Consider the following 22,961-nt stretch of genomic DNA (forward strand, 5'->3'; position numbering starts at 1 on the left):
CAATAAGCCACTGCTGGCTGCAACTCAACAGGGAGATTTCTTATGGATAATTGTATTTTTTGTAAAATAATTGCGGGCGAAATCCCAAGTACTAAAATTTACGAAGATGAGCATTTAATCGCTTTTCTAGACATTACACAAACAACAAAAGGTCATACGCTTGTTGTGCCTAAAAAGCATACACGAAACCTGCTGGCCATGGTCCCTGAGGAAGCTTCACAACTTTTTGCTAAAATTCCAGAAATTGGCAACAAACTTGTGAACTCTTTTGGCGCGAAAGGCATGAACATCTTACAAAACAATGAAGAAACAGCTGGTCAGACTGTCTTCCATACTCATGTACATTTGATTCCACGTTATGCTGAAGATGATGGTTTCCACGCTGAATTTACAGCGCATACTTATGATTTACGTGCCATTGCGGAGGAAATTCAATGAAAGAGTTCATTCATGATATCTCAGAAATCTTTTCAAGGCTTGGTAAAGAAATAGATGACGTCAAAGCCAACTTGGAAAAGGTAAAACTTGAAGCAAAAAAAGCTGATCTCACAGGTCAAGAAATTCAAAGAAAGATAAATGAATTTCAAGCTGTCGCTCAGCCTAAAGTTGATAAAATCAACGAAATTTTAGAAAAACTTGCAGAAGAAAACAATGGAAAATAAGGTGCTCTTGCACAAAGTCCTATTTATCCCTATCTAGGCAAGTGCTATAACCAAAAACGTTCAGTTTTGGTACACTTTGTATCATAACTGAGCGTTTTTCTATTTTTAAAAATTATGTTCCGACTTTATTTTCACAATTTATTGACACTTTTCAGCAACTTAAAAATAGGGACTACTTTTTACGATTGTCCATATAAAACTGCCTGCCCCAGAATATACCTACACATTGGGAAATAACAAAAAATCCCGCAACTACTAAAATTTCAGTCAATGCACCGTTGTTGCGAAAGTATGTAAAAAAATAGCGTGACGTATAAAGGACGAAAAGCAAAATTAACAGCATAATATCTATTATGATGAGGTGTGTCCAAGCTTGTCGCCCATCTTTTTTTATAAGCCAAAAACTCGCAAAAAGTAACAAAACTGAAATCAATTGCAAACTCAATATTGGAAATCCAAGTATTGTTCCCATAATTATAATTGTCCAAATCATTACTGAAAAAGCTAACAGGAAGATAATTCGTTTCATATTATTATTGTATCATGAAAGTGTCATTTTCTCTAATATAAATTACCGAATATTACTATAACCTTTCTGAAAGAAGACTTTTATGATTTTCGAAAGATTTTAGTAACAGAAAAAAGAGACTGCAGTCAAAAGTCACAAACAAAAAAGCACCTAACCTCAGCATTGCTATGTACAGAGTTAAGCACTTTTTTCATGTTTGGGACTTTTGTTTCAGTCACCTGTAGTTGTGACTTAGAAGCTTGTTGTGTCAACTTTAACACCAGCACCCATAGTTGTAGTCACTGAAAGGTTTGTGATGTAAGTCCCTTTAGCTGTAGCTGGCTTAGCAGCCATGATAACAGCATTAAGAGCTTTAAAGTTTTCAACAAGTTTTTCGTTGTCGAAAGAAACCTTACCGATTGGTACGTGGATGTTACCAGCCTTATCCGCACGGTAGTTCACTTTACCAGCTTTTGATTCTTCAACAGCTTTAGTTACGTCCATTGTTACAGTACCAGTTTTAGGGTTTGGCATGAGGTTACGTGGACCAAGGACACGACCAAGACGGCCTACAACAGCCATCATGTCAGGTGTTGCGATAACAACGTCGAAGTCCAACCAACCACCGTTGATTTTAGTCACGAGCTCATCTGCACCAACAAAGTCTGCTCCAGCTGCTTCTGCTTCTTTAGCTTTTTCGCCACGAGCGAAAACAAGAACGCGAGCAGTTTTACCAGTACCGTTTGGCAATACCATTGCACCACGGATTTGTTGATCAGATTTTTTAGTGTCGATATTGAGGTTGTATGCAACTTCTACAGATGCATCAAATTTTGCGATTGAAGTTTCTTTAGCAAGTGCTACTGCTTCTTCAACGCTGTAAAGTTTAGTTGCGTCTACTTTTTCGAGAGCAGCGCGCATTGATTTGCTTTTTTTAGCCATTTCTATATTTCTCCTTGTGGTAATATCGGTTGTCTGTTATTGTAACAGCCTTCCACTTGTGTGGAATATGAGCGATGATTAATTAAGAATTAACCTTCTACTACAAATCCCATAGATTTTGCAGTACCTTCGATCATTGACATTGCTGCTTCAAGTGAACCAGCGTTAAGGTCAGCCATCTTAGTTTTTGCAATTTCTTCAACTTGTGCTTTTGTTACAGTTGCAACTTTAACTTTATTAGGTTCTCCTGAACCTTTTTCAACCTTAGCTGCTTTTTTCAAAAGAACTGCTGCTGGAGGAGTTTTTGTAATGAATGTAAATGATTTGTCTTCATATACTGAGATTACAACTGGGATGAGCATACCCGCTTGGTCAGCTGTACGCGCGTTGAATTCTTTAGTGAATCCCATGATGTTGATACCTGCTTGACCCAAAGCTGGACCAACTGGTGGAGCTGGTGTTGCTTTACCGGCAGGAATTTGCAATTTAACGAGTTTTTCTACTTGTTTAGCCACGATAAATTTCTCCTTATTATATTGTTTTCGTGATGTGGTATGATGATAGATCTTTCTATCTTCCACGCCTGTATGCTAAAGACATACTTAAGCATTCTATCAAATATGGTCACTTTTGTCAAGTTTCTATATTTCGACAACTTCGTCACAAGCCGCCACAACTGCTGGATCATGTGTGACGATGATGACTGTTTTCCCTTTGTCCACCTCTTGCCGAAGCAAGCTTAATATCAGGCCTCTATTTTCTCCATCTAAGGAGCCTGTCGGCTCATCAGCCAAGATAAGCTTACTGCGCTTCAACAAAGCCCGGGCAAGGGCCACGCGCTGTTTTTCGCCACCAGACAAGGCGTATACTTTTTCACTCAGCTTATGAGAAATACCGACTTGGTTTAAAACTCCTCTCATCCTATGGCGCTTTTCTTTCCCGCTGAGTTTTTCATAGACTAGAGAAATATTCAGATTTCGCTCAATGCTCTCGTCTTCAATCAAGGCAAAATTTTGAAAAAGAAAAGCTATGTGATTACGACGCATTAATAGGGCTTCCTTGCTGTTTATTTTGGGAGCCTTTTGTCCTGAAATGTATACCCGACCTGAATCCACTTCCTCGATCAATCCAATCAGATTAAGCAAGGTCGACTTTCCAGCGCCACTTCTTCCTAAGATAGCTGTCATTTTCTCAGCTGGGATACTTAGAGAATAGTTATCAAAAATCTGATGTTTCCCAAACTTTTTGCTGATTTCTTGCAGTTCTATCATGTGTTTTTATGCTCCTTTCAAGGTGGTGACGAGTTCTTTCTTTTCGAGACGGGTGAGGAGGTGGAAGACTAAAGCAAGCTCGATCAAAGCATAGAGTATATAAGCTTCAATAACCGCTAAGTCATGCCCATGTAATAGAGCCTGAGAGAAGAAAATCAAATTTTGAATAGCAATGAGGATAAACAGCATTTTATATGTTCTAAAATAGGAAATGCCTTGCACCCGTCTAAGTACTAACTTCTTCTTATTTACCTTAAAATAGATTACCGTTGTGGATAAAATCATCAGGATAAAAAGCACAAAAGCTAAAACATTCATAAATACCCATGTTATCGGTTCACCAATAAAACGTTTGACCTCAATTTCTGCAATTTTTGATGTAGGAACAAAGGAAACAAAACTTGCAGCTACTAGGTCTTTCTTCAAACTTGGCAGTATCTCTAAATACGTTTTTTCTATGTTCTCTTTTATTGGAATCAAAACGCCTAGGGTATTATTTCCGTAAAACATATTGCTATAAGTATTAACCCCAGCGTTATTTACCGTATGCACCTCAATTATATCTGCTACAAGTTCTTGTTTTTTACCATTGGAATAAACACCGCCTGCTTCCCCTTCAAATATAGGCATACTTTGTTTATCTTTCATCAAGAACACCTTGATTTCTGTTGCTCGAAACCAGGCGCCCTGCATCTCTAACAAGTCATTATAAGCTTTTTTTATCTCCTCTACTTTACTTTTATAGCGTTCGTTGACAAGTATAACAGCTTCTTTAGTGCTTTTATCTATGTGAATTGGGTTGTTTTCTCTATCTCTAACGGAATATTTATCGAGATAGGCAGAGTTAACCTCTATCCCTTGATAATCTTTGAGCTTCTCATGCCCTAAGATTTTTTGGGTTGCGTGCAAACCGCCGTTACTTTCTATATATTTAAATATCTCCGTGTGTCTCGAGTTATACTTAGCTTCAGAATAACCTGAATTCCATCCTGCAAAAACACCATAACCCTCCAAGGGTGTCTTATGCATCAAACCCAAACTGCTATTTAATAAAAGGATAATCCCCATACTTGTAGAGACACTGGCCGCAAAGATATAAACTTTAACCAGATAAACCAAAATGTGGACGCGCTTTAAGAAAGACTTATTATTAGTTTGAGCCACTAAAGATGCTCGATTCACGATACCAATAACAAGCATTACCAGAAGCAGACTTAGTCCCATCAACAGGCTGAGACTTATCAAATATTGAAAATCGAAAGCTTTCAGAAGAAAGATGCTGTTTAATAACCCTACAAAAAGCTGTACAAGCAGAAAACTCTTCATATAAATCCGCAGAAGAATTTCCCAGTTTCCCATTCCATTAAGAGCATATATAGCAATCTCCTTACTTCGTAAGCTCATCCAAACAAGAAGGAAAATAAAATAGAAAAAAAGAATCATCTTGATGAGAAAACGATACATATCGTTCCCACGAGTGATTAAAGGCTGGGGATTGTACCATTCAGGTTGAGCGCTTAAGCTGCTTGAACTGGTTGCCAGATTAAATCTTTGGTTTATTTTTTCACTCAAAGCTTCTAATATTTTTTCTTTCTCACTTGATTCAAAAAATACTGCGGCTCCTTGGTACTCTTCATCAGTTATTTTTTTTAGCGGTTCTTTGATCACCGTTACTTTTGAACCGTGATCCATAAACTCTTTTTGACTTTGCTTTTTATAGTCTGTCTGAAAATAGGTTATGTTAACCATTGGGTGGCTATAGTAGATATTTCCTTTACCATCATAGTCGGCACCAATAAAGCGGGAACGAACAGTAAAAGGAGCATTAAACTCCTTTGATACCTCATCTATGACTGCTATAAAATCTTTCCGCTCAAGTATTTTTACATCATCTGTCTCATAGCGCTCAGTATCTCCTATCTCAGGAGGATAGATTTGGGTATAACTTGGCTTACTCACATAACGCGTAAGCCTATCTGACTCAATATCATTGTAGCGCATATAGGCAAGCATCACACTAACGAAAGAGAATAAAAGCAATAATGTAAGCTTTAAGACTTTATTCATTATTACTTACCACTTATTACCCCTTGCTTCATATCGCCACTCCATTTTCCCATAATAATCACCTGTAGAGGAAGTCCAAACTTTCCAACCAGGACCATACCAGCCACTCTCCCCTCTCCTGCCTCCAGATACATAAGCACGACTTTGATGAGACACCGCCCAGTTATAATACTCCGCTGTCAAGGTCTTCTTCCCCCATGATGCATCTGGCCACGTTCTAGAGTATGCCACCTGCCGCCCATGACGTGTAAAGTTATTCTGCAAGATCCGAACAGCACGCTCTAGCTTTTCCACGCTATCGCCCAAAACACCATCGGCAGAGGCTTTTTCAGCAGTCGTCATCTGACTTGTCCCAAAAAGAGTTAGTCCTAAAGTTGATACAGCAACAAGTTTTTTGATTTTCATAGCAATTCTTCCTTTCAAAGATGAATCTTTTTCTAAAGCAACAGTACTTCTTTTTCCTCCTTTTATCTTAGTATATTCAGTCTAACATAAGAAGCCTCTTGTATTTTTTCACTCACATTGGGTTTTTATGAAAAAAACGAAATACTTTAAGCTTGAAAAATCTTCCTGCTATATTCAGGGGGAAATTAAAAAAAGACCGAAACAGTTCCGTCTTTTTACATTATATTTCACTCCGCAATCACTTCAACCTTATAACCATCTGGGTCAATAATGAAGTAATAACGTGTGTCTGAGTTAGGAAGCCCCTTAAGCTCTGTAACTTCAAAGCCTGCTTCTTTTTGCTGTGTGTGCAGTTCTTCCAAGTTATCTACAGAAATAGCGATGTGACCATAACCATTTCCCAAATCATAGGCTTCGTGATTATAGTTATAAGTTAGCTCTAACTCATAATCATCACCCGGCAAGGTCAGATAAACTAAAGTGAATTCATATTCTAAAAAGTCGCGGCGACGTTTTTCTTCAAAACCAAAAGCCTCTTGATAAAACTTGATTGAAGCTTCTAAGTCTTTTACGCGGTAACAAGTGTGTGCCATTTTCATTGTTTTTTCCTCCATTTTTAGGCTTCTAAATACATTGCCCAGATATCATCAAAAAGTCCCAAGTTAAAGTAAAAAGGGGCATAGGTTTCCAGATAAGTAGAAATTTCATCAAAGTCTTTCGATTGTTTGGGAAATTGCGTATCCGCAAAAGCCAGATTAGCCAAGCGGGTCACGTCATCCACCTCAACTGGCGCGCGATGGCGCATCAAGTAGGTATAAAAGGGCTGTCTCATTGCCAGTTTTCCTCCAAAAACTTATGACGTAAACGGCTAGACAAAGCATAACGCTCAGGATTTTTCTTATAAAAGCCTTGATGATAGTCTTCTGCTGGCCAGAACTTTTGTGCAGGTTCTATTGTTGTGACAATTGGACGGTCAAAACGTCCTGAGTTTTGAAGGGCTTCTTTTGACTTCTCCGCAACTTTTCTTTGGGTGTCATTGGTATAAAAAATAACAGGGCGGTAGTTATCCCCACGGTCCTCAAATTGCCCAAACATATCTGTCGGATCCGTTTGTTCCCAGTAAAGTTCTACCAAATCTTCATAAGAAATTTTTTCCTTATCAAAGATAATTTCCACTGCCTCAGTATGTCCTGTCTGATGGTTACAAACTTGCTCATAAGTTGGATTATCCACATGCCCTCCTGTATAGCCACTTGTCACAGCAAGAATCCCTGCTTGCTCCTCAAAAGGCTGGACCATACACCAAAAACAGCCGCCTGCAAATATCGCTCTCTCTTTGCTCATCCTCTTCCCCCCGTTCTTCTTCGTTGAAGATATTATAACAAAACTCCCTCTCTCATGCACTTATTTTTTTCTTTTATCAGAAACAGTGTTCCTCCTAAAACAAAAAAAGCTGGATCTTTCACCAACTTTTTAATGATGTTTTAGGAAAGAAGCTCTGTTCCCTCCGGACTCTGTTTGACTTTTTTATTCTTCATCAAACCACCAAGCGCTTTTTTAAATTGTCCTTTAGAGATACCAAAAGTCGCTTTGATATCCTCTGGCGCTGACTTGTCGTTAAAGGGCATTTTGCCTCCCATACTTTCAAGATAAGCGAGAATCATCTGTGCATCTGCATCCAACATTTCATGGGCACGTGGTTTTGCACTAAGGTTTAAGCTACGGTCTTGCTCACGGAAACCTATCACACGCACTTGAAGTTCTTGACCAATCCGAAGTGTACCAAAGGCTTCATTAGGGTGAATAAAACCAAGCATGTTATTGTCTGGGAGATAAACAAAGGACCCTGTTTCCTTATTACGATGCACAATCCCTCGTAAGTCTTGGTTTTGCATATTGTCATAGGCTGGTCCTGAGATTTCCCAGAAATCTTGGTGCCAAGCTAATTTTCCCCAAAGGCGATTTTTGGCATCGACGACGATTTTGACAAAGAGCTTATCCCCTTTTTTAGGCCATTGGTCTTTATCTTCAGGTAAGGGAAGGTCATCAAGTGAGACGACAATATCCTTCCCAGCCAAACCAATATCAACAAAGGCACCCAAGTCACGACGAACGTCTGTCACTGTACCCCAACCGAATTTTTCGCGCGTAGCAGTTGGTTCTTGCGTGGTTAGGCACATCTTGTCAGATTTATCCATATAAGCAAAACCTGTGACGATATCCCCTATCTGATGTTCTCCCTCTGATTTTGCGAGGCGGATAATGTTATCCTCTTTCTGCAAAAAGTAAAATTGATCGTTTTCTGCTGTAATAATCGCTGAAAATGTAGTTGCTAATAAATTATTCATTCTTTTCCCTTAAAAACGGCCCACAGAGCCGTTTATTTTTGATTGTTTTCTTGCTAAAGCAGTATTAAACATCCAAAAGTTCTTTTTCTTTCTCTGCAGCCATTTTGTCTGCTTCTTTAACAGCATTGTCTGTTACTGCCTGAATGTCTTTTTCAAGTACTTTCAAGTCATCTTCTGTAATTTCCTTTGCCTTTTCTTGCTTTTTCGCAGTATCGATAGCATCTCGACGGATGTTACGGATTGCAACTTTTGCACCTTCGATATATTTGCCCATCTCTTTAACCAACTCTTTACGACGTTCTTCTGTCAACATCGGAATAACCAAGCGGATAACAGAGCCATCATTAGCCGGTGTGATACCAATGTCACTTGCATTCAAGGCCTGCTCAATATCTTTCAAGATTGTTTTGTCAAAAGGCGTAATCATCAAAACACGTGCTTCTGGGATTGTGATTGAAGCCAGCTGATTCAGCGGTGTAGGTGCGCCATAATATTCTACAGAGATGCGGTCAAGCAAGCTGGCATTGGCACGCCCTGCACGGATGTGTCCCAGCTCACGTTGCAAGCTGTTCAATGAGTTATTCATACGTTCTTTTGCATTGTCAATAATTTCGTTTGCCATGATTTTTCCTTTTTATTTTATTATTATATTTATTCTACTGTAGTTCCGATGTCTTCGCCCTGAACAACACGTTTGATATTTCCAGACTCGTTCATATTGAAGACAACAAGCGGAATGTGGTTATCCATTGACATTGTAGAAGCAGTAGAGTCCATAACATGAAGACCTTTTGTGATAACGTCCATGTGTGTCAAATTATCAAATTTAACTGCTGTTTCATCAAGTTTTGGATCGGCATTGTAGACACCATCTACACCATTTTTAGCCATTAAAATAACGTCTGCATTAATCTCCGCTGCACGAAGTGCTGAGGTTGTATCTGTGGAGAAGTAAGGGGAGCCTGTTCCTCCTGCAAAGATAACAACGCGTCCTTTTTCAAGATGACGCTCTGCACGACGACGAATATAAGGTTCTGCCACAGCCTTCATCTCGATAGCCGTTTGAACACGTGTTGGCACGCCAAGTGCTTCAAGTGTATCTTGAAGAGCCAAACCATTCATAATCGTAGCCAGCATCCCCATATAGTCTGCTTGCGCGCGCTCCATACCGATTTTTTCCCCAGTTACACCACGCCAGATATTACCACCGCCACAAACAATGGCAATTTCTGCCCCCAGAGCATACACTTCCTTGAGCTCCTCAGCAACTTTTTTAACTGTTTCAGGATCAATTCCAAATCCCTTGTCACCTGCCAAAGCTTCTCCCGAAAGTTTCAACAGCACGCGTTTATATTTAATATCAGCCATAGTTACCTATCTCTTCTCTATTCTTTTTTATCCCTACTATTCTACCATAAATTCAATCTGAAAAAAAGACCATACGGTCTTTCCAAAAGATTATTTATTTTTTGCGGCTTCGACATCACGTGCAATAACCAATTCTTCGTCTGTCGGAATAACCAAAACTTTAACGCGTGACTCTGGAGTAGAAATGATACCATTCGCACCACGCACATTCTTTTCTGGGTCAATTTCCATGCCAAACCATGACAAGCCAGCGACGATATCACGACGTGCATCTGTATCATTTTCACCGATGCCAGCTGTAAAGATAAGGGCATCAGCACCATTGAGCACACCAAAATATTGGGCGATAAACTTCTTCAAACGGTCAATGAACATTTCGTAAGCCAACAAGGCTTTTTCATTGCCGGAGTTACGTGCTTCTTCTAAGTCACGCATGTCACTTGAAAACTCTGATACGCCGAGTAAGCCGGATTTTTTATTGAGAACATCAATGACATCTTGCGCTGAACGTAGACTAGGGTCACTTTCAAGCATATAAGAAATCACAGAAGGGTCCATTTCGCCAGAACGTGTCCCCATCATGACACCTGCTAGAGGTGTGAAGCCCATTGAAGTATCTACTGACTTCCCACCTTCGATAGCTGTAATCGAAGCACCATTACCGATATGCGCGGTGATAAGTTTTAAATCTTCGAGGGGTTTTCCTAAAACTTTTGCTGCTTCGCGTGATACATACATGTGTGATGTACCATGTGCTCCATATTTGCGAATAGCATAATCTGTATAATACTTTGTCGGAATAGGATAACGGTAAGCTTTTTCTGGTAAAGTCGTATGAAAAGCCGTGTCAAATACCGCTACAGCAAGAGCATCTGGCAGCAGGCGTTGGAAAGCTTCGATCCCGAGTACATTTGCAGGGTTATGCAAAGGCGCTAAGGTCGAAAGGTTTTTTATTTCTTCTAAAACCTCAGGTGTAATAACAGTAGATGCCTTGAAAAACTCGCCCCCTGCTACGACACGATGACCAATAGCTGTGATTTCACGGAAGCTACCGATAAGCTTAAAATATATCAACTCGTCCATCAAGAGTAAGACTGCTTGACGATGATCAACTATGTCTTGCTCTCTCTTATGCACTTGATCATCAAACTTGGTTGTTGAAATAGAATCCTTCAAACCAATACGTTCAAAGATACCTTTAGCAATAACCTTTTCTTCAGGCATCTCATAAAGTTGCCATTTTAGAGAGGACGATCCAGCGTTAACAGCGAGTGTTTTTTCCATATTTTAAAAATCCCTTTCAACATGTAAGTGTTTTCTTTTGCTCTTACTAGTATAACATAAGTTTAGGCAATATCTCTATTGATATCTTGTAAGAAGGGGTAAAAATCACTTGTATCAGCGTGCCGAATGCTGTCTTGAGCATACTTTCTGTTTTTATACACTTGTTCTTTAGTTGGAAGAGTTGATGATGAGGGCTGGGCGGATGCCATGATTTATAAAATGTTTACCATGTCCACCACGCAGTTGTCCCCAATCATTCGGACCATAAGAATCACCAGTAACCCTCCAAGCTGTGGTTGATGTCGATGGAGTACGTATCCACCAAGCTAGAGCATTTCCACTTGTACGCTGTACACGAGTGGGAAAAGCACGGCCTGAACCTGATAGGCGTGCCACATCAGCTAAAGAGAGGGCAAAGGCACGTGGACTCCCACTCGTGTCAACTTGAGTCACATCAGCCGCAACTTCTGGGAAATCATCAAGATTGCCAGGAATAAAGAGGGCACCGCCTGTCCAAGTAAGTTCTACCTGTTGGACTTCCCCTGTCACAAAGTTATCTGCCACTGGTCTTACCATAGCTTGAACTGCTGGCTCAAGGCCATCATACCATTCATCAAGTCGAACGTTTTGGTTATTCCAAGAAACATTTGCAATCGCATCATTCCGTATAATCATATGATTCCCAGAACCCATGTTCTCTAGATAACGGTACTGCTCCCCGGCCATGGTAAAGATACGGCCCGGACGCATGGTCGAAAAGTCAAAGTCATCCGGTTGACTGTCTTCATTAGGGAGTGGGTTCTGTCCATCATCAAACATCACCCCACTCTGGATACCTCTGAGGAAGTCTTCCAGCTCCGGATGGTGTTGCTCTCCGTCATTGAGGAACTCCTCATGCTGGTCAGGACTGACTAAGCCACTCTCGACATGAATCCCATAGTAGTAGAAACCGTTAAAAACCTTGTCCTCAATGGCAGCTGTCATCTCCGCTGCATCAAGCAGGTAAGAGCTCGCTTGCTCACTGTCCAGTCTGTTGGCCCAGTAAGCCCATCCTGTGTTGTGGTCAACCACCCAGAAGTTGCCTATCTTGTCTTCGTTAGGCAAGTTGCTCCACTGGTTCATGGTCATTGGCGCACGGTCCTGTTGTAAGTTCTGAGCGGTTTGGTTGGTCACTTCTTCTCCCGGCCAGATTGGACCACTGTTGTCAAAGCTGCCGCCTGCTGACCAGTAAGCATCAATTCCGTCTCCCGGATGCGTCGCACCGTCTGTGACCGCATCTGTAGCACCGTTCCCTTCGATCCAGTCCCGCGCATGTCCTGCCGCTGCTGTTCTCTGGTCAAGGTTGTCATGGTTGAAGGTGGGCATATACCATGGGGCATCTTGACCGGAACGTTCCCAACCAAAGATGAGGCTGGCATACTGGTCGAAGGCATTTGAGGCATTGCTATTTTCTCGGTCATTGATATTGCCTGCGCTTGGAATCCATGTGGTCCAGTTTTCTACATCGTCACGGCTGGTCCCTGCGACTAGGGGCGTGAAGTTTGCTTCGTTACGCTGGCGGGTTTCGAGGAACTCGGACAGGCGTATCCGGGCCATGATTGGCCGTTCGCCGTAGTTTTCCACGAAGACATCCTTGTTTTCGGTGTCTCGGTTGTAGTAGTCGTGGACACGGCCACCGACATTGATGTCCACTTCATTCAGCCGGTCATTGATGGCCCGCTGGTTGAAGGCTTGGAAGGCGAAGGTGCCGCCTACTGCGAGTAACAAGAGCGACAGGAGTGCGAGGTTGCGCAGCCGCCGCTGTTTTTTCTTTTCTGGTGTCATAAACTCCTCCTTTGGCGTAACATTTACTTTTAGTTTTTCATTACAAAAACATTTCTAATGTTACGTTTACTTTCTGAGTCTATAGTATAAAAAAAAGGTCAAATGAAATGAGTGTTTGATGAGAAAAGCGAGGAGGGCTTTCACTTGACCTTGTTTTCAGATTCCGGGCCCAGCGCCTGAAAAGTGGATAAAAAAGAAGCTTCTGACTAGGCAGGAGCTTCTTCACTTAATCTCACCACTTTTTACTTAGCTTTCGCCGCTTCAACATCACGCGCAATAACAAGTTCTTCATCAGTTGGAATAACAAAGACCTTAACACGTGATTCTGGCGTTGACAGTTCACCTTCAAAGCCAAAAACATTCTTAGAAAAATCAACATCAATGCCAAACCATGATAATCCTTTTAAGACAGCTTCACGTACAGGAGCGGAGTTCTCCCCAACACCAGCAGTGAAAACAATGGCATCTGCACCATTCAGAACAGCCAAGTACTGACCGATAAATTTTTGGATACGGTCCACATACATCTCAAAGGCCAGGTTTGCATCTGCATCACCAGCATCGCGCGCAGCAATGATTTCACGCATATCTGAGGACAGACCTGATACACCAAGCAAACCTGATTCTTTATTCATCATATTGACAACATCTTGTGCATCCTTGAGTGTTTCATCATTGGCAATAAGGTAAGGAAATACTGACGGGTCCATATCTCCTGTACGTGTTCCCATCATTATCCCTGCTAATGGTGTGAAGCCCATCGAGGTATCCACTGACTCGCCAGCCTTAACAGCAGTGATAGAACCACCGTTACCGATATGCGCAGTAATGATTTTCGTCTCTTTAATATCCTTGCCCAACATTTTTGCTGCTTCCTGCGCAACAAACATGTGTGAAGTCCCGTGTGCCCCATATTTACGCACAGCATTTTCAGTGTAATATTTCTTAGGCAAAGGGTAACGGAAAGCTTTTTCCGGCATCGTTGTATGGAAAGCCGTATCAAATACTGCAACAGCTGTAGCATCAGGCAGGAGTTCCAAGAAGGCTTTGATTCCTGCTGCATTTGCTGGGTTATGCAAGGGCGCAAGAGGGGAGAGGTCTTCAATCTCTTGCAAAACTTCTTGATTAATCAGAGTCGATTTTTTAAAGATTTCTCCACCAGCAACTACACGGTGTCCCACACCCGTGATTTCCGTAAATTCTTCAACAATATGGAGACGTTTCAAATCTTCAAGCAAAATGTGAACGGCTTGCGTATGGTCTACAATATCAAGTATCCGCTCTTCTTTTTTGTCTCCAAACTTTACAGTTGTAACTGAGTCTTTTAGCCCAATACGTTCAATCAAGCCTTTGGCAAGAACTTTTTCTTCAGGCATTTCATACATTTGCCATTTCATTGATGATGAACCAGCATTAACTGCAAGCGTTTTTGTCATTTTATTTGTTCCTTCTTCTTTTAAGTTTCTCTTAAATTATATCACAAAACCAAATTGAAGGCAGTGACTGGCTAAGAGTTTTTGGTCAAATCTTAACATTTTTCACAAACTCAGACATAAATTCTTGTAAAACAGAAGGGTCTGCTAAGTCGGTCAACGGATAGACAAAAGTAGGTGTGTTCCTCTGATTTTTGCTGAGTAAATAAATCGATTTCCCAGCACCTTTAAACAGTGACGAAGGCAGTGTGATAACCGCTGCAACATGGGCGTTTTCTTTTATCCAGCCTTTCAGGAGTTCTGACTGTGCACTTGTTAAAAGATTATCCGGTGCTAGGAAAAGAGCAAATCCTGTTTCTTTGAGATACTTAAAGGATTGTTCCATCATCAAATGATGGACATAAGTATGCTCTGATTTGTCGTGAACTTGAAAATGACTGGCTGTTTTATCATCAGGATAATACCCAACTGGAAGGTCACTGATTACAACATCTACAGGCTCTAGAGGCTGTGGCTTCACCGCATCTACTTGCATAAAGCTTGCATCTGTTCCCATCACTTCTGACATTGAAGCAGCCAAATCCAGTAATAAGTCATCTGCTTCAAAACCGACATAATCCAACTCTTTCTGCAAATAAACCAAGAGCGTTTCTGCTAAGTTTCCCGTACCTGAGCCAAACTCCAGCACACGAACTTTCCTGTCCTTATGCAGTTCTTCAATAATAAAATTAAAGATAAACCCGATAGAATCTGGTGTCAAGCTGTGATTGGCCTGCATAGGTGCTACACGTGACCCTTGGAGTAAAACAAACTGAAAAAGTTTCTGCCACTCACTTTTTGTAAGATGCATTGAGCGCACCTTGTCATTGTTGACTTTTGTAATGCCAGCAAACTCCAAAACGCCCAGATAAGCTGCATTTTGTTCCACAAAGGCATCATAAAAATCCGTCATCAGTTCAGCTTGGATCCCCATGATGTTCTCAAGTACAAGACCGAAGGCTTTTTCGATTTTTTCTATGTCCATATTACCTCCAAAAAATAGTCTGTCAAAGACAAACTATTTTTTCTATAATTTTTCAATTTCCACAAATGCCTTAAAAGCAAGCGCCAAGAGGGCAACTACCATCACAATATCATATAGAGCTGCTCGATGACTGACAGCTTGACCAATTATGACAGCAATAATAAGCACAACTACTGAAGCAAAGACAAAGATATCTGTACTTCTTCTCACGTCCTTAGGCATTAAAAAGACATAGCCTAAGGCAAATAAAACCAAAAGTATCAGATAAAACATGCTTTTCTCCTTATCTTAGTTTGCTTTTAAAACTGCTCCTCTTCTGAGCTCAGGAAGACATCTCAACTCTGTTATTCAGCAGTTTTTTTCTTTTTCGTTGCTTTTTCACGCATTGCTTTATCAAGAATTTGTTTACGCAAGCGAATAGATTCTGGTGTTACTTCCATATACTCATCATCTCCCAAGAATTCGAGTGACTCTTCGAGTGACAAGATTTTAGAAGCATTAAGCACTGAAGTAGAGTCTTTATTCGACGAACGGACATTTGTTTGCTGTTTCGCTTTTGTTACGTTAACAGTCAGATCGTTATCACGCGAGTGTTCACCGATGATCATACCGCCATAAACTTCTGTTCCCGGCTCGACAAAGAGGACACCACGTTCCTGTACATAGCCCATAGCATAAGCTGTTACAGTTCCCTGATCCATGGAAATCAAAGCTCCTCGGCTCCGTCCTCCGATTGTTCCTTTAACCATCGGCATATATTGGTCAAAGGTGTGGTTCATGATACCATAGCCACGTGTCATTGACATAAATTCTGTTGTGAAACCAATCAAACCACGTGCTGGAACTAGGAAGACCAGACGTGCTTGACCGTTACCTGTGATTTCCATGTCTAACATGTCACCTTTACGCTCTGAAAGAGCTTGAATGATAGAACCCTGATACTCTTCTGGTGTATCGATACGTACACGCTCAAACGGTTCGCACTCTACACCATCAATTTCTTTAACGATAACTTCTGGACGCGAAACTTGAAGTTCATAACCTTCACGACGCATGGTTTCGATAAGGATAGACAAGTGCAATTCTCCACGCCCTGAAACGATCCATTTGTCTGGTGAATCAGTATTTTCAACACGGAGTGAAACGTCTGTTTGAAGTTCTGCTTGCAAACGTTCTTCAACTTTACGTGCAGTTACCCATTTACCTTCGCGGCCAGCAAAGGGTGAGTTATTGACAAGGAAAGTCATTTGGAGCGTTGGTTCGTCAATGTGGAGTACTGGCAATGGTTCAATGGCATCTGTTGGTGTTACAGTTTCACCAACGAAGATATCATCCATACCAGAAACAGCAATCAAGTCCCCTGCTTTTGCTTCAGTGATTTCTTGACGTTCAAGACCAAAGAAACCAAAAAGTTTTGTGACACGGAAGTTCTTCGTTGAACCATCAAGTTTAGACAAGGTTACATTGTCTCCCACTTTGATCGTTCCACGGAAGACACGTCCGATACCGATACGACCAACGAAATCATTGTAGTCCAAGAGAGAAACTTGGAATTGCAAGGGCTCATCCGAGTTATCCACTGGAGCTGGGATGTGTTCAATGATTGTGTTGAAGATTGGGTCCATGGTTGCTTCTTGATCTGCGGGATCATCGCTCAATGAAGATGAACCGTTGATTGCTGAAGCATAAACCACCGGGAAGTCCAACTGATCGTCATCTGCACCAAGCTCGATGAAAAGTTCCAAAACTTCATCGACAACTTCTTGTGGTCGTGCAGAGGGTTTATCGATTTTATTCACAACAACGATCGGTGTCAAGTTTTGATCCAAAGCTTTTTTCAACACGAAACGTGTTTGAGGCATCGTACCTTCATAAGCATCCACGACAAGAACAACACCGTCAACCATTTTCATGATGCGTTCTACTTCACCACCGAAGTCCGCGTGCCCTGGTGTATCCAAAATATTGATACGTGTATCGCCATATTCTACGGCTGTATTTTTAGCAAGGATTGTAATTCCACGTTCTTGTTCAAGAGCGTTAGAGTCCATTGCGCGTTCAGCAAGGTTTGTACGGGCATCAAGCGTTTGTGATTGTTTAAGTAATTCATCAACCAAAGTTGTTTTACCGTGGTCGACATGGGCAATAATCGCAACGTTTCTGATGTTTTCGCGTAATTTAGTCAATTTATTTCTACCTATTCTTTCGAAAATTTCCTGCGGAAATCGTATCTCCACAGCTTGAACGCTAGCTTTCATGGGCGCCCAAACAATATATCAGACTTATTATAGCACACTTTTAGGCAAAGGCGAAAATGCACGCGTTTACAAGTTTTATGGCAAAAAGTTCTGCCCCTTCTCTTATAAATTGAACATCTGTCTTTGAAAAAATCAGAGCTAAATCCACGACGAATGCAGAGAGAAAAATTCCTCCCAACACTTGAAAACCGCTTACAGTTAGGGTAAAATAGAGAGATGAGAACACTTTACGATGTACAAGAAATGTTAAAAAAATATGGGTTTATTAATTTCATGACCAATCGCTTAGATGCGATTTATTTTATGCGACAAGAACTCTCCCAAATGGTTGAGCAAGGTATTTTCGAGAAAAGTGATAAGGACTACCTTACAGCTCAACTTATTTTACGTCGTGAGGAAAGAATTGAGGAGGACAAACAAAATGGCTAGCAAAATTATTGGTGTTGATCTCGGTGGAACGTCCATCAAGTTTGGGATTTTGACACTTGAAGGGGAAGTACAAGACAAGTGGGCTATTCCAACAAATATCTTGAACGACGGAAAACATATCGTCCCTGATATTATCGAATCCATCAACCATCGCTTGGAACTTTACAGCTTGGATAAATCAGACTTCATCGGTATTGGTATGGGAACGCCTGGTACAGTTGATATTGAGGCGGCCACCGTCCGTGGTGCATACAATCTAAACTGGGAGGATACCCAGGAGGTTGGAGTACCAATCAGCCAAGGTGTTGGCCTTCCCTTTATCCTTGATAATGATGCAAATGTTGCTGCTCTAGGTGAACGCTGGGTGGGTGCTGGCGAAAATCAGCCGGATGTTGTCTTCATCACTTTAGGAACTGGTGTTGGCGGCGGTATTGTTGCTGCCGGTAACCTTATACACGGCATTGTAGGTGCCGCTGGGGAAATCGGACATATCGTTGTAGAGCCTCATAACGGCTTTGCTTGTACTTGTGGAAATTATGGCTGTCTTGAGACGGTAACCTCTGCTACTGGTATTGTACGTCTTGCGAGAAAATTCGCGGAAGAATACGAAGGCGACAGCCAAATTAAAGCAAGCATTGACAACGGTGAAGAGGTAACCTCTAAAGATATCTTTATTGCAGCTGAGGCTGGCGATGCCTTTTCACTAAGTGTCGTTGATAAGTTTGCTTACTACCTTGGCTTTGCTTGCGCAAACCTTGGAAGCACACTTAATCCTGCTGCTATCGTTATCGGAGGTGGAGTCTCCGCTGCTGGTGAATTTCTTCGCTCCAAAGTAGAAGCAAACTTCAAAAAATATTCTTTCCCAACTGTACGTGAATCCACAAAAATCAAACTTGCTGAACTGGGGAATGATGCTGGTATTACCGGCGCAGCAAGTCTCGCTTTAAAATTCAAAAAATAATCTGAGGAGAAAATAAATGCTCTGGGTCATTAACTTTATACTTTTAGCTATCATTATCGTCTTTTTCATCTATCCACGTTGGACACTTAAACGTAATGCCAAAGTCGTGGAAGAACCTGAGTTTGACCGTTTGATGGCGACATCACAACTTATTGATATACGAGAAGCTTCAGAATTTCGTGTCAAACATATCCTCGGTGCTCGCAACTTACCAGCTTCACAAATGGAGCAGAGCCTGAATGCTGTCACTAAAAACAAACCCGTTTTGCTTTATGAAAATGGCAAACCCCTTGCTTCAGTTAAGGTTGCTAAGCAACTCAAAAAAGCTGGTGTACCTGAAATTTACATCCTCAAAGATGGCCTTAACAACTGGACAGGAAAAATAAAAAAAGGATAACAAAAAGACCTTGAAACAAAGGTCCTTTTTTTGTTATCCAAGCTCAGCTTCAAGCATCCAGATTGTTTTTTCAACGTCACCCAACGCAACTGTATAAAGGTCAACTGTAACTGCATCACCTTCAGATTCAGCTACGTCCATACCTTCTTGGAAAAGTTTCGCCAAGTATTTATAGGCATTTAAAACGTCTTGCAAACGTTCAGACATTGACTTGTCCCAAGTTGCTGGTTGAAGCTCAATTTTTGACTTTTCATCAAATTCTTTAAGTGTTGAAACAGGTGAACCACCGATAGTAATCAAACGTTCCGCAAACTCATCTAAATGATCGTTAAGTCCATCCATGAACTCGTCCATTTTAGGATGCAATGTTAAGAAACCAGAACCACGCATATACCAGTGAGTTTGGTGAATAAGCGCTGCTGCCTTAGATAAATCCGCAACTGTTTGATTCAAAACTTCTTGTGTTTTTTCCTTTGACATAGTAACCTCCAATTTTTTATTTCTATCATAATTATATAAAAATATGACCAACTAATCCAATAATAGAACCGCACTTATCATATAGATAGTGGTCCCAATAATATATAGGAAGATTTACAGCACTTTAAGTATAAGATAATCTCTTATTCCCCATAAATTAGAGCTTGTCTGCTTGTCCGTAATCTAATCGTTTAACTCCCCATTGCGGAGGAGATATGCCAAAAACGCAAACAAATAGGGGAGCCATGGAAGAAATTCATCAAATGGATACTTTTAGGCAATAATAAATAACCAAGAGAATATTAACACTTCCACTGCTGCTCCTGCTTTTCTGTGCATTCCTCTTTCACTGTCTCCAATAACATTTTAGTTGAGGAGACCTCTTCATGTTATTTTTTACCACATGGTGGGATGACAAGTGCTTTTTTCTCCCACATTCTGATACCGACACCTAAGCATGTTGCATTTTTGAGGCTTTTATCCCAGCTGCCTTACCTCATACAATTTTATTTCTTTGGTGAATTTTTACACTTTTTTACGTCTTCATAAGTATGCTTGTATTTTTCATTTTTACGGTTGGTTGTATTGTTGGCTCTTTTCTGGGAGTGGTTACCGACCGCTGGTACTCAAACGCTTCGATTATCTGGGGACGTTCTCGCTGTAACAGCTGTCAAAAGCTACTGACATGGAAGCAGTTAATCCCTTTGCTTTCTCAACTCATTTTTAAAAGTCGCTGTTTCTATTGCCAGGCCCGTTTTTCTTATAGCTATTTTTTTCTAGAGTTTTTGACAGGGATTTTATTTGTAGCCGCCTGGTTTGACTTAGATTTTTTACACTTTTGGACCTTGCTTCTTAGCTTGCTTCTAAGCAAGTTTGACATTGATTCTTTTTCTTACCCCTTGAGCCTCGGGCTATTTTTTTCCGGAATCTTTTTCTTATGCTTTCCCTCAAATGCTTGGTCTTATTTTTGGTTGAGCCTTGCCTACTTTTCTTATTTTTTCAACATCAAAATCGGCGCTGGAGATTTTCTCTGGATTTTTCTCGCATCATTTTCACTTTCATTAAATCAACTGCTTTCCTTGATTCAAATTGCGTGTATACTTGGACTCTGCTTCATATTTATCAAAAAAGAACGAAAATTACCTTTTATTCCTTTCCTTAGTCTGGCATATCTAATCGTAATTCTTCTGCCCCAAATCCAGTAAGTGTCACCCCCAGAAGTCGAACGCCTAGAGTATCATCATAATCAATTTCCTCAAGTAAATCTTGAGCAACAAGTGCCAAATCCTCCGCATCACTCAGTTTCTCCGAAAGTTTTTTCCTTTTTGTTAAAGTTCGAAAATCTGAATAACGGAGCTTTAAAACGACTGTATCTCCTCTAAGATGATGTTTTTTAAGACTGTCCGCAACACGTTCTGACAGATTGATGAGTTCTTGCCTTATATCTTCAATCTGATAAAGTAATTTGCTATAGGTTTTCTCTTTTCCTACAGACTTACGCTGACGGCTGGTAACTACTGCCGAATCATGGATACCATTTGCTTTCAGAAAGAGTTTCCATCCGTAAAGACCAAAGCGTTCTGCTAAAACTAAAGGATCTGCTGCCTGTATGTCTGCTCCTGTAAATATGCCCATCTCATGAAGCTTCATTTCTGTTGCCTTACCTACCCCATGAAATTTTTCAACTGGAAGATTTGCTAAAAATTTTTTAGCATCTTTAGGCATGATAACCGTCAGACCGTGTGGCTTTTCATAATCCGAAGCAATCTTTGCTAAAAACTTATTATAAGAAACACCTGCCGAACAGGTCAAGCCAAGCTCAACAAAGATATCATGTTGAATAAGCTTGGCGATTTTTATTGCACTTGTTGATCCTATCTTGTTCTCAGTTACTTCAAGATAAGCTTCATCAATGGAAGCAGCTTCAATTTCATCCGTATAGCGCCTAAAAATTTCACGCACCTGTCCAGAAACTGCGCGGTATTTTTCATAATTTCCACTAATAAAAATAGCCTGTGGACAGAGATCATAAGCTTCCTTGGCACTCATTGCTGAATGAATACCAAAAGCCCTTGCTTCATAAGAACAAGTTGAAACAACACCCCGTCCTCCTGTTTGTAGAGGGCTTCGGGCAATAACAACAGGTTTTCCTTTCAAACTTGGATTATCACGAATTTCCACCGATGCAAAAAAGGCATCCATATCAATATGGATGATTTTACGTGAAGTATCATTGATTAGTGGAAAAGTTAACATATTTTTATTATATCATAGACAGTCCTAGGGGAAGTCACTTCCAAATTGACATGGAGGTTCCAGAATGCCTGCCAACACTCCTTAAGAAGCAAATAGAAAGGCTAACGCAACGACAATCGAACCAACAGATTGATCAGATTCCACTACAGCATTCCGTGCTTTCACAATCCCTCCTCTCTCACATGGTAATTTTTCAAATAAAAACTTAGCTTATCTCACTGGAGAAAAAAGACCATCTGCTCCTTTTAGAAAAGCAGTTCTTCTTTATTCTCATGCTTCTTTCCTTTAAACCAAACATCAGAAAATCTAAAAGAGAGGCACTAAAAAAGACCAGACTCTCTCAAAGCTCTGGTCTTAGAACTGTATTAATTTAAGTGCAGCGCTCTATCCTTTTACACTTATTTAGCCTTTGTGTAAAGTTCGTTTACCTTGTCCCAGTTAATCAGACTAAAGAAAGCCTCAATATAATCTGGGCGAACATTGCGGTACTTCAAGTAATAAGCATGTTCCCAAACGTCAAGACCAAGCACCGGAATTTGACCGTCAGAAATTGGGTTATCTTGGTTTGCTGTGGAAACAACTTTAAGTTTACCGTAGTCAAGAACCAACCAAGCCCATCCTGAACCGAAACGGCCTGTGGCAGCAGCTTTAAATTCAGCTTTAAAGTTGTCAAACGATCCGAAAGCTTCATCAATTGCTGCAGCAATGTCACCTGTTGGTGCACCACCTGCATTTGGAGCTAACCAGTCCCAGAACATTGTGTGATTGAGATGTCCACCACCATTATTGCGTACTGCAGTACGAATATCTTCTGGCAAACGGTCCAAGTAAGCCACTAATTCTCCAACAGTTTTATCAAAAAATTCAGGGTGCTTCTCGATTGCTGCATTAAGATTATTTACATAGGTTTGGTGATGTTTATCATGATGCAAATGCATTGTTTCTTCATCAAAGAAAGGTTCCAAAGCATCGTATGCGTAAGGTAATTCTGGAAGTGTGTAAGCCATAATTTTCTCCTTAAATGTTAATATACTCTATATTATA

27 protein-coding genes are annotated in these 22,961 nt (G+C 40.7%); 6 read left to right on the forward strand and 21 right to left on the reverse strand.

What is annotated here, in order from left to right; genetic code table 11:
• Window positions 1–42 precede the first annotated feature (42 nt).
• Together NFR51_RS02280 and NFR51_RS02285 are read left to right on the forward strand one after the other, a co-directional pair.
• A complete protein-coding gene (locus NFR51_RS02280) occupies window positions 43–438 on the forward strand; it encodes an HIT family protein (protein ID WP_251712143.1) in 396 nt (131 codons plus the stop codon).
• A complete protein-coding gene (locus NFR51_RS02285) occupies window positions 435–662 on the forward strand; it encodes a hypothetical protein (protein WP_251712144.1) in 228 nt (75 codons plus the stop codon). Before NFR51_RS02280 ends, NFR51_RS02285 begins: the two co-directional genes overlap by 4 nt.
• A gap of 172 nt (window positions 663–834) precedes the next feature.
• Here the strand turns inward: NFR51_RS02285 and NFR51_RS02290 are convergent, their stop codons facing one another.
• The 18 genes from NFR51_RS02290 to typA form a co-directional block, all read right to left on the reverse strand.
• Window positions 835–1,191: a hypothetical protein gene (locus NFR51_RS02290; RefSeq protein ID WP_251712145.1), complete on the reverse strand. Its 357-nt coding sequence runs from the start codon at window positions 1,189–1,191 to the stop codon at window positions 835–837.
• A 231-nt stretch (window positions 1,192–1,422) separates the two neighbouring features.
• Window positions 1,423–2,112, reverse strand: coding sequence for a 50S ribosomal protein L1 (gene rplA, locus NFR51_RS02295; protein WP_202231634.1), 690 nt, complete (start codon window positions 2,110–2,112; stop codon window positions 1,423–1,425).
• A gap of 89 nt (window positions 2,113–2,201) precedes the next feature.
• Window positions 2,202–2,627: a 50S ribosomal protein L11 gene (gene rplK, locus NFR51_RS02300; protein ID WP_202231635.1), complete on the reverse strand. Its 426-nt coding sequence runs from the start codon at window positions 2,625–2,627 to the stop codon at window positions 2,202–2,204.
• A 126-nt stretch (window positions 2,628–2,753) separates the two neighbouring features.
• Complete coding sequence (locus tag NFR51_RS02305; protein ID WP_251712146.1) at window positions 2,754–3,383, reverse strand: ABC transporter ATP-binding protein; 630 nt, start codon at window positions 3,381–3,383, stop codon at window positions 2,754–2,756.
• A 6-nt stretch (window positions 3,384–3,389) separates the two neighbouring features.
• The gene (locus NFR51_RS02310) at window positions 3,390–5,450 is read right to left on the reverse strand and encodes a DUF1430 domain-containing protein (RefSeq protein ID WP_251712147.1); all 2,061 of its coding nucleotides are present in this window, start codon (window positions 5,448–5,450) and stop codon (window positions 3,390–3,392) included.
• A 6-nt stretch (window positions 5,451–5,456) separates the two neighbouring features.
• The gene (locus NFR51_RS02315; RefSeq protein ID WP_251712148.1) at window positions 5,457–5,855 is read right to left on the reverse strand and encodes a hypothetical protein; all 399 of its coding nucleotides are present in this window, start codon (window positions 5,853–5,855) and stop codon (window positions 5,457–5,459) included.
• A 227-nt stretch (window positions 5,856–6,082) separates the two neighbouring features.
• Entirely contained in the window at window positions 6,083–6,454 is a 372-nt protein-coding gene (gene gloA / locus NFR51_RS02320; protein WP_251712149.1) for a lactoylglutathione lyase, read from the reverse strand.
• Window positions 6,455–6,471: 17 nt separating this feature from the next.
• A complete protein-coding gene (locus NFR51_RS02325; RefSeq protein WP_202231651.1) occupies window positions 6,472–6,687 on the reverse strand; it encodes a YozE family protein in 216 nt (71 codons plus the stop codon).
• The gene (gene msrA, locus NFR51_RS02330; RefSeq protein ID WP_251712150.1) at window positions 6,684–7,199 is read right to left on the reverse strand and encodes a peptide-methionine (S)-S-oxide reductase MsrA; all 516 of its coding nucleotides are present in this window, start codon (window positions 7,197–7,199) and stop codon (window positions 6,684–6,686) included. Before msrA ends, NFR51_RS02325 begins: the two co-directional genes overlap by 4 nt.
• 140 nt (window positions 7,200–7,339) lie before the next feature.
• The gene (locus NFR51_RS02335) at window positions 7,340–8,203 is read right to left on the reverse strand and encodes a CvfB family protein (protein WP_251712151.1); all 864 of its coding nucleotides are present in this window, start codon (window positions 8,201–8,203) and stop codon (window positions 7,340–7,342) included.
• 64 nt (window positions 8,204–8,267) lie between these two features.
• Window positions 8,268–8,825: a ribosome recycling factor gene (gene frr / locus NFR51_RS02340; protein ID WP_251422010.1), complete on the reverse strand. Its 558-nt coding sequence runs from the start codon at window positions 8,823–8,825 to the stop codon at window positions 8,268–8,270.
• Window positions 8,826–8,854: 29 nt separating this feature from the next.
• Complete coding sequence (gene pyrH / locus NFR51_RS02345; RefSeq protein ID WP_251422007.1) at window positions 8,855–9,571, reverse strand: UMP kinase; 717 nt, start codon at window positions 9,569–9,571, stop codon at window positions 8,855–8,857.
• 90 nt (window positions 9,572–9,661) lie between these two features.
• Window positions 9,662–10,855, reverse strand: a complete 1,194-nt coding sequence (locus NFR51_RS02350; protein ID WP_202231646.1) for an acetate kinase — start codon at window positions 10,853–10,855, stop codon at window positions 9,662–9,664.
• 168 nt (window positions 10,856–11,023) lie between these two features.
• Window positions 11,024–12,679: a hypothetical protein gene (locus tag NFR51_RS02355; protein ID WP_251712152.1), complete on the reverse strand. Its 1,656-nt coding sequence runs from the start codon at window positions 12,677–12,679 to the stop codon at window positions 11,024–11,026.
• A 242-nt stretch (window positions 12,680–12,921) separates the two neighbouring features.
• Complete coding sequence (locus NFR51_RS02360) at window positions 12,922–14,115, reverse strand: acetate kinase (RefSeq protein ID WP_251712153.1); 1,194 nt, start codon at window positions 14,113–14,115, stop codon at window positions 12,922–12,924.
• 85 nt (window positions 14,116–14,200) lie between these two features.
• Window positions 14,201–15,136, reverse strand: coding sequence for a class I SAM-dependent methyltransferase (locus tag NFR51_RS02365; protein WP_251712154.1), 936 nt, complete (start codon window positions 15,134–15,136; stop codon window positions 14,201–14,203).
• Window positions 15,137–15,178: 42 nt separating this feature from the next.
• The gene (locus NFR51_RS02370; RefSeq protein WP_251712155.1) at window positions 15,179–15,409 is read right to left on the reverse strand and encodes a DUF3165 family protein; all 231 of its coding nucleotides are present in this window, start codon (window positions 15,407–15,409) and stop codon (window positions 15,179–15,181) included.
• A 71-nt stretch (window positions 15,410–15,480) separates the two neighbouring features.
• A complete protein-coding gene (typA, locus tag NFR51_RS02375) occupies window positions 15,481–17,322 on the reverse strand; it encodes a translational GTPase TypA (RefSeq protein ID WP_251712156.1) in 1,842 nt (613 codons plus the stop codon).
• A 288-nt stretch (window positions 17,323–17,610) separates the two neighbouring features.
• Between typA and NFR51_RS02380 the strand changes: the two genes are divergently transcribed.
• From NFR51_RS02380 to NFR51_RS02390, 3 genes are read left to right on the forward strand one after another with little or no spacing between them, the layout of a single operon-like run.
• Window positions 17,611–17,823, forward strand: a complete 213-nt coding sequence (locus tag NFR51_RS02380) for a YqgQ family protein (RefSeq protein WP_251712157.1) — start codon at window positions 17,611–17,613, stop codon at window positions 17,821–17,823.
• Window positions 17,816–18,784 carry an ROK family glucokinase gene (locus NFR51_RS02385; RefSeq protein ID WP_251712158.1) on the forward strand — a complete coding sequence of 323 codons (969 nt, stop codon included), beginning with the start codon at window positions 17,816–17,818 and terminating at the stop codon, window positions 18,782–18,784. The genes NFR51_RS02380 and NFR51_RS02385 overlap by 8 nt, the downstream gene beginning before the upstream one ends.
• 16 nt (window positions 18,785–18,800) lie before the next feature.
• Window positions 18,801–19,181 carry a rhodanese-like domain-containing protein gene (locus NFR51_RS02390; RefSeq protein WP_251712159.1) on the forward strand — a complete coding sequence of 127 codons (381 nt, stop codon included), beginning with the start codon at window positions 18,801–18,803 and terminating at the stop codon, window positions 19,179–19,181.
• A gap of 33 nt (window positions 19,182–19,214) precedes the next feature.
• Here NFR51_RS02390 and NFR51_RS02395 read toward each other — a convergent pair whose 3' ends face one another.
• The gene (locus NFR51_RS02395) at window positions 19,215–19,661 is read right to left on the reverse strand and encodes a Dps family protein (RefSeq protein WP_251712160.1); all 447 of its coding nucleotides are present in this window, start codon (window positions 19,659–19,661) and stop codon (window positions 19,215–19,217) included.
• Window positions 19,662–20,212: 551 nt separating this feature from the next.
• Here NFR51_RS02395 and NFR51_RS02400 point away from each other — a divergent pair.
• On the forward strand, window positions 20,213–20,866 hold the full coding sequence (locus NFR51_RS02400) for a prepilin peptidase (RefSeq protein WP_251712161.1): 654 nt from the start codon (window positions 20,213–20,215) through the stop codon (window positions 20,864–20,866).
• Here NFR51_RS02400 and dinB read toward each other — a convergent pair.
• On the reverse strand, window positions 20,820–21,917 hold the full coding sequence (gene dinB, locus NFR51_RS02405) for a DNA polymerase IV (RefSeq protein ID WP_251712162.1): 1,098 nt from the start codon (window positions 21,915–21,917) through the stop codon (window positions 20,820–20,822). The genes NFR51_RS02400 and dinB overlap by 47 nt on opposite strands.
• A 398-nt stretch (window positions 21,918–22,315) precedes the next feature.
• Window positions 22,316–22,924: a superoxide dismutase gene (locus NFR51_RS02410; protein WP_251712163.1), complete on the reverse strand. Its 609-nt coding sequence runs from the start codon at window positions 22,922–22,924 to the stop codon at window positions 22,316–22,318.
• Window positions 22,925–22,961: the final 37 nt, after the last annotated feature.

This window comes from Lactococcus ileimucosae (assembly GCF_943193185.1).
Classification (GTDB): Bacteria; Bacillota; Bacilli; order Lactobacillales; family Streptococcaceae; genus Lactococcus; species Lactococcus ileimucosae.

Coding starts and splice junctions, on each gene's coding strand:
- NFR51_RS02285 (WP_251712144.1), top strand. CDS start 435: ATGAAAGAGTTCATTCATGATATCTCAGAAATCTTTTCAAGGCTTGGT.
- frr (WP_251422010.1), bottom strand. CDS start 8,825: ATGGCAAACGAAATTATTGACAATGCAAAAGAACGTATGAATAACTCA.
- pyrH (WP_251422007.1), bottom strand. CDS start 9,571: ATGGCTGATATTAAATATAAACGCGTGCTGTTGAAACTTTCGGGAGAA.
- msrA (WP_251712150.1), bottom strand. CDS start 7,199: ATGAGCAAAGAGAGAGCGATATTTGCAGGCGGCTGTTTTTGGTGTATG.
- dinB (WP_251712162.1), bottom strand. CDS start 21,917: ATGTTAACTTTTCCACTAATCAATGATACTTCACGTAAAATCATCCAT.
- NFR51_RS02390 (WP_251712159.1), top strand. CDS start 18,801: ATGCTCTGGGTCATTAACTTTATACTTTTAGCTATCATTATCGTCTTT.
- NFR51_RS02335 (WP_251712151.1), bottom strand. CDS start 8,203: ATGAATAATTTATTAGCAACTACATTTTCAGCGATTATTACAGCAGAA.
- NFR51_RS02280 (WP_251712143.1), top strand. CDS start 43: ATGGATAATTGTATTTTTTGTAAAATAATTGCGGGCGAAATCCCAAGT.
- NFR51_RS02305 (WP_251712146.1), bottom strand. CDS start 3,383: ATGATAGAACTGCAAGAAATCAGCAAAAAGTTTGGGAAACATCAGATT.
- NFR51_RS02370 (WP_251712155.1), bottom strand. CDS start 15,409: ATGTTTTATCTGATACTTTTGGTTTTATTTGCCTTAGGCTATGTCTTT.
- NFR51_RS02310 (WP_251712147.1), bottom strand. CDS start 5,450: ATGAATAAAGTCTTAAAGCTTACATTATTGCTTTTATTCTCTTTCGTT.
- NFR51_RS02400 (WP_251712161.1), top strand. CDS start 20,213: ATGCTTGTATTTTTCATTTTTACGGTTGGTTGTATTGTTGGCTCTTTT.
- gloA (WP_251712149.1), bottom strand. CDS start 6,454: ATGAAAATGGCACACACTTGTTACCGCGTAAAAGACTTAGAAGCTTCA.
- NFR51_RS02355 (WP_251712152.1), bottom strand. CDS start 12,679: ATGACACCAGAAAAGAAAAAACAGCGGCGGCTGCGCAACCTCGCACTC.
- NFR51_RS02360 (WP_251712153.1), bottom strand. CDS start 14,115: ATGACAAAAACGCTTGCAGTTAATGCTGGTTCATCATCAATGAAATGG.
- NFR51_RS02385 (WP_251712158.1), top strand. CDS start 17,816: ATGGCTAGCAAAATTATTGGTGTTGATCTCGGTGGAACGTCCATCAAG.
- NFR51_RS02350 (WP_202231646.1), bottom strand. CDS start 10,855: ATGGAAAAAACACTCGCTGTTAACGCTGGATCGTCCTCTCTAAAATGG.
- NFR51_RS02410 (WP_251712163.1), bottom strand. CDS start 22,924: ATGGCTTACACACTTCCAGAATTACCTTACGCATACGATGCTTTGGAA.
- NFR51_RS02365 (WP_251712154.1), bottom strand. CDS start 15,136: ATGGACATAGAAAAAATCGAAAAAGCCTTCGGTCTTGTACTTGAGAAC.
- NFR51_RS02325 (WP_202231651.1), bottom strand. CDS start 6,687: ATGAGACAGCCCTTTTATACCTACTTGATGCGCCATCGCGCGCCAGTT.
- rplA (WP_202231634.1), bottom strand. CDS start 2,112: ATGGCTAAAAAAAGCAAATCAATGCGCGCTGCTCTCGAAAAAGTAGAC.
- NFR51_RS02315 (WP_251712148.1), bottom strand. CDS start 5,855: ATGAAAATCAAAAAACTTGTTGCTGTATCAACTTTAGGACTAACTCTT.
- NFR51_RS02290 (WP_251712145.1), bottom strand. CDS start 1,191: ATGAAACGAATTATCTTCCTGTTAGCTTTTTCAGTAATGATTTGGACA.
- NFR51_RS02395 (WP_251712160.1), bottom strand. CDS start 19,661: ATGTCAAAGGAAAAAACACAAGAAGTTTTGAATCAAACAGTTGCGGAT.
- NFR51_RS02380 (WP_251712157.1), top strand. CDS start 17,611: ATGAGAACACTTTACGATGTACAAGAAATGTTAAAAAAATATGGGTTT.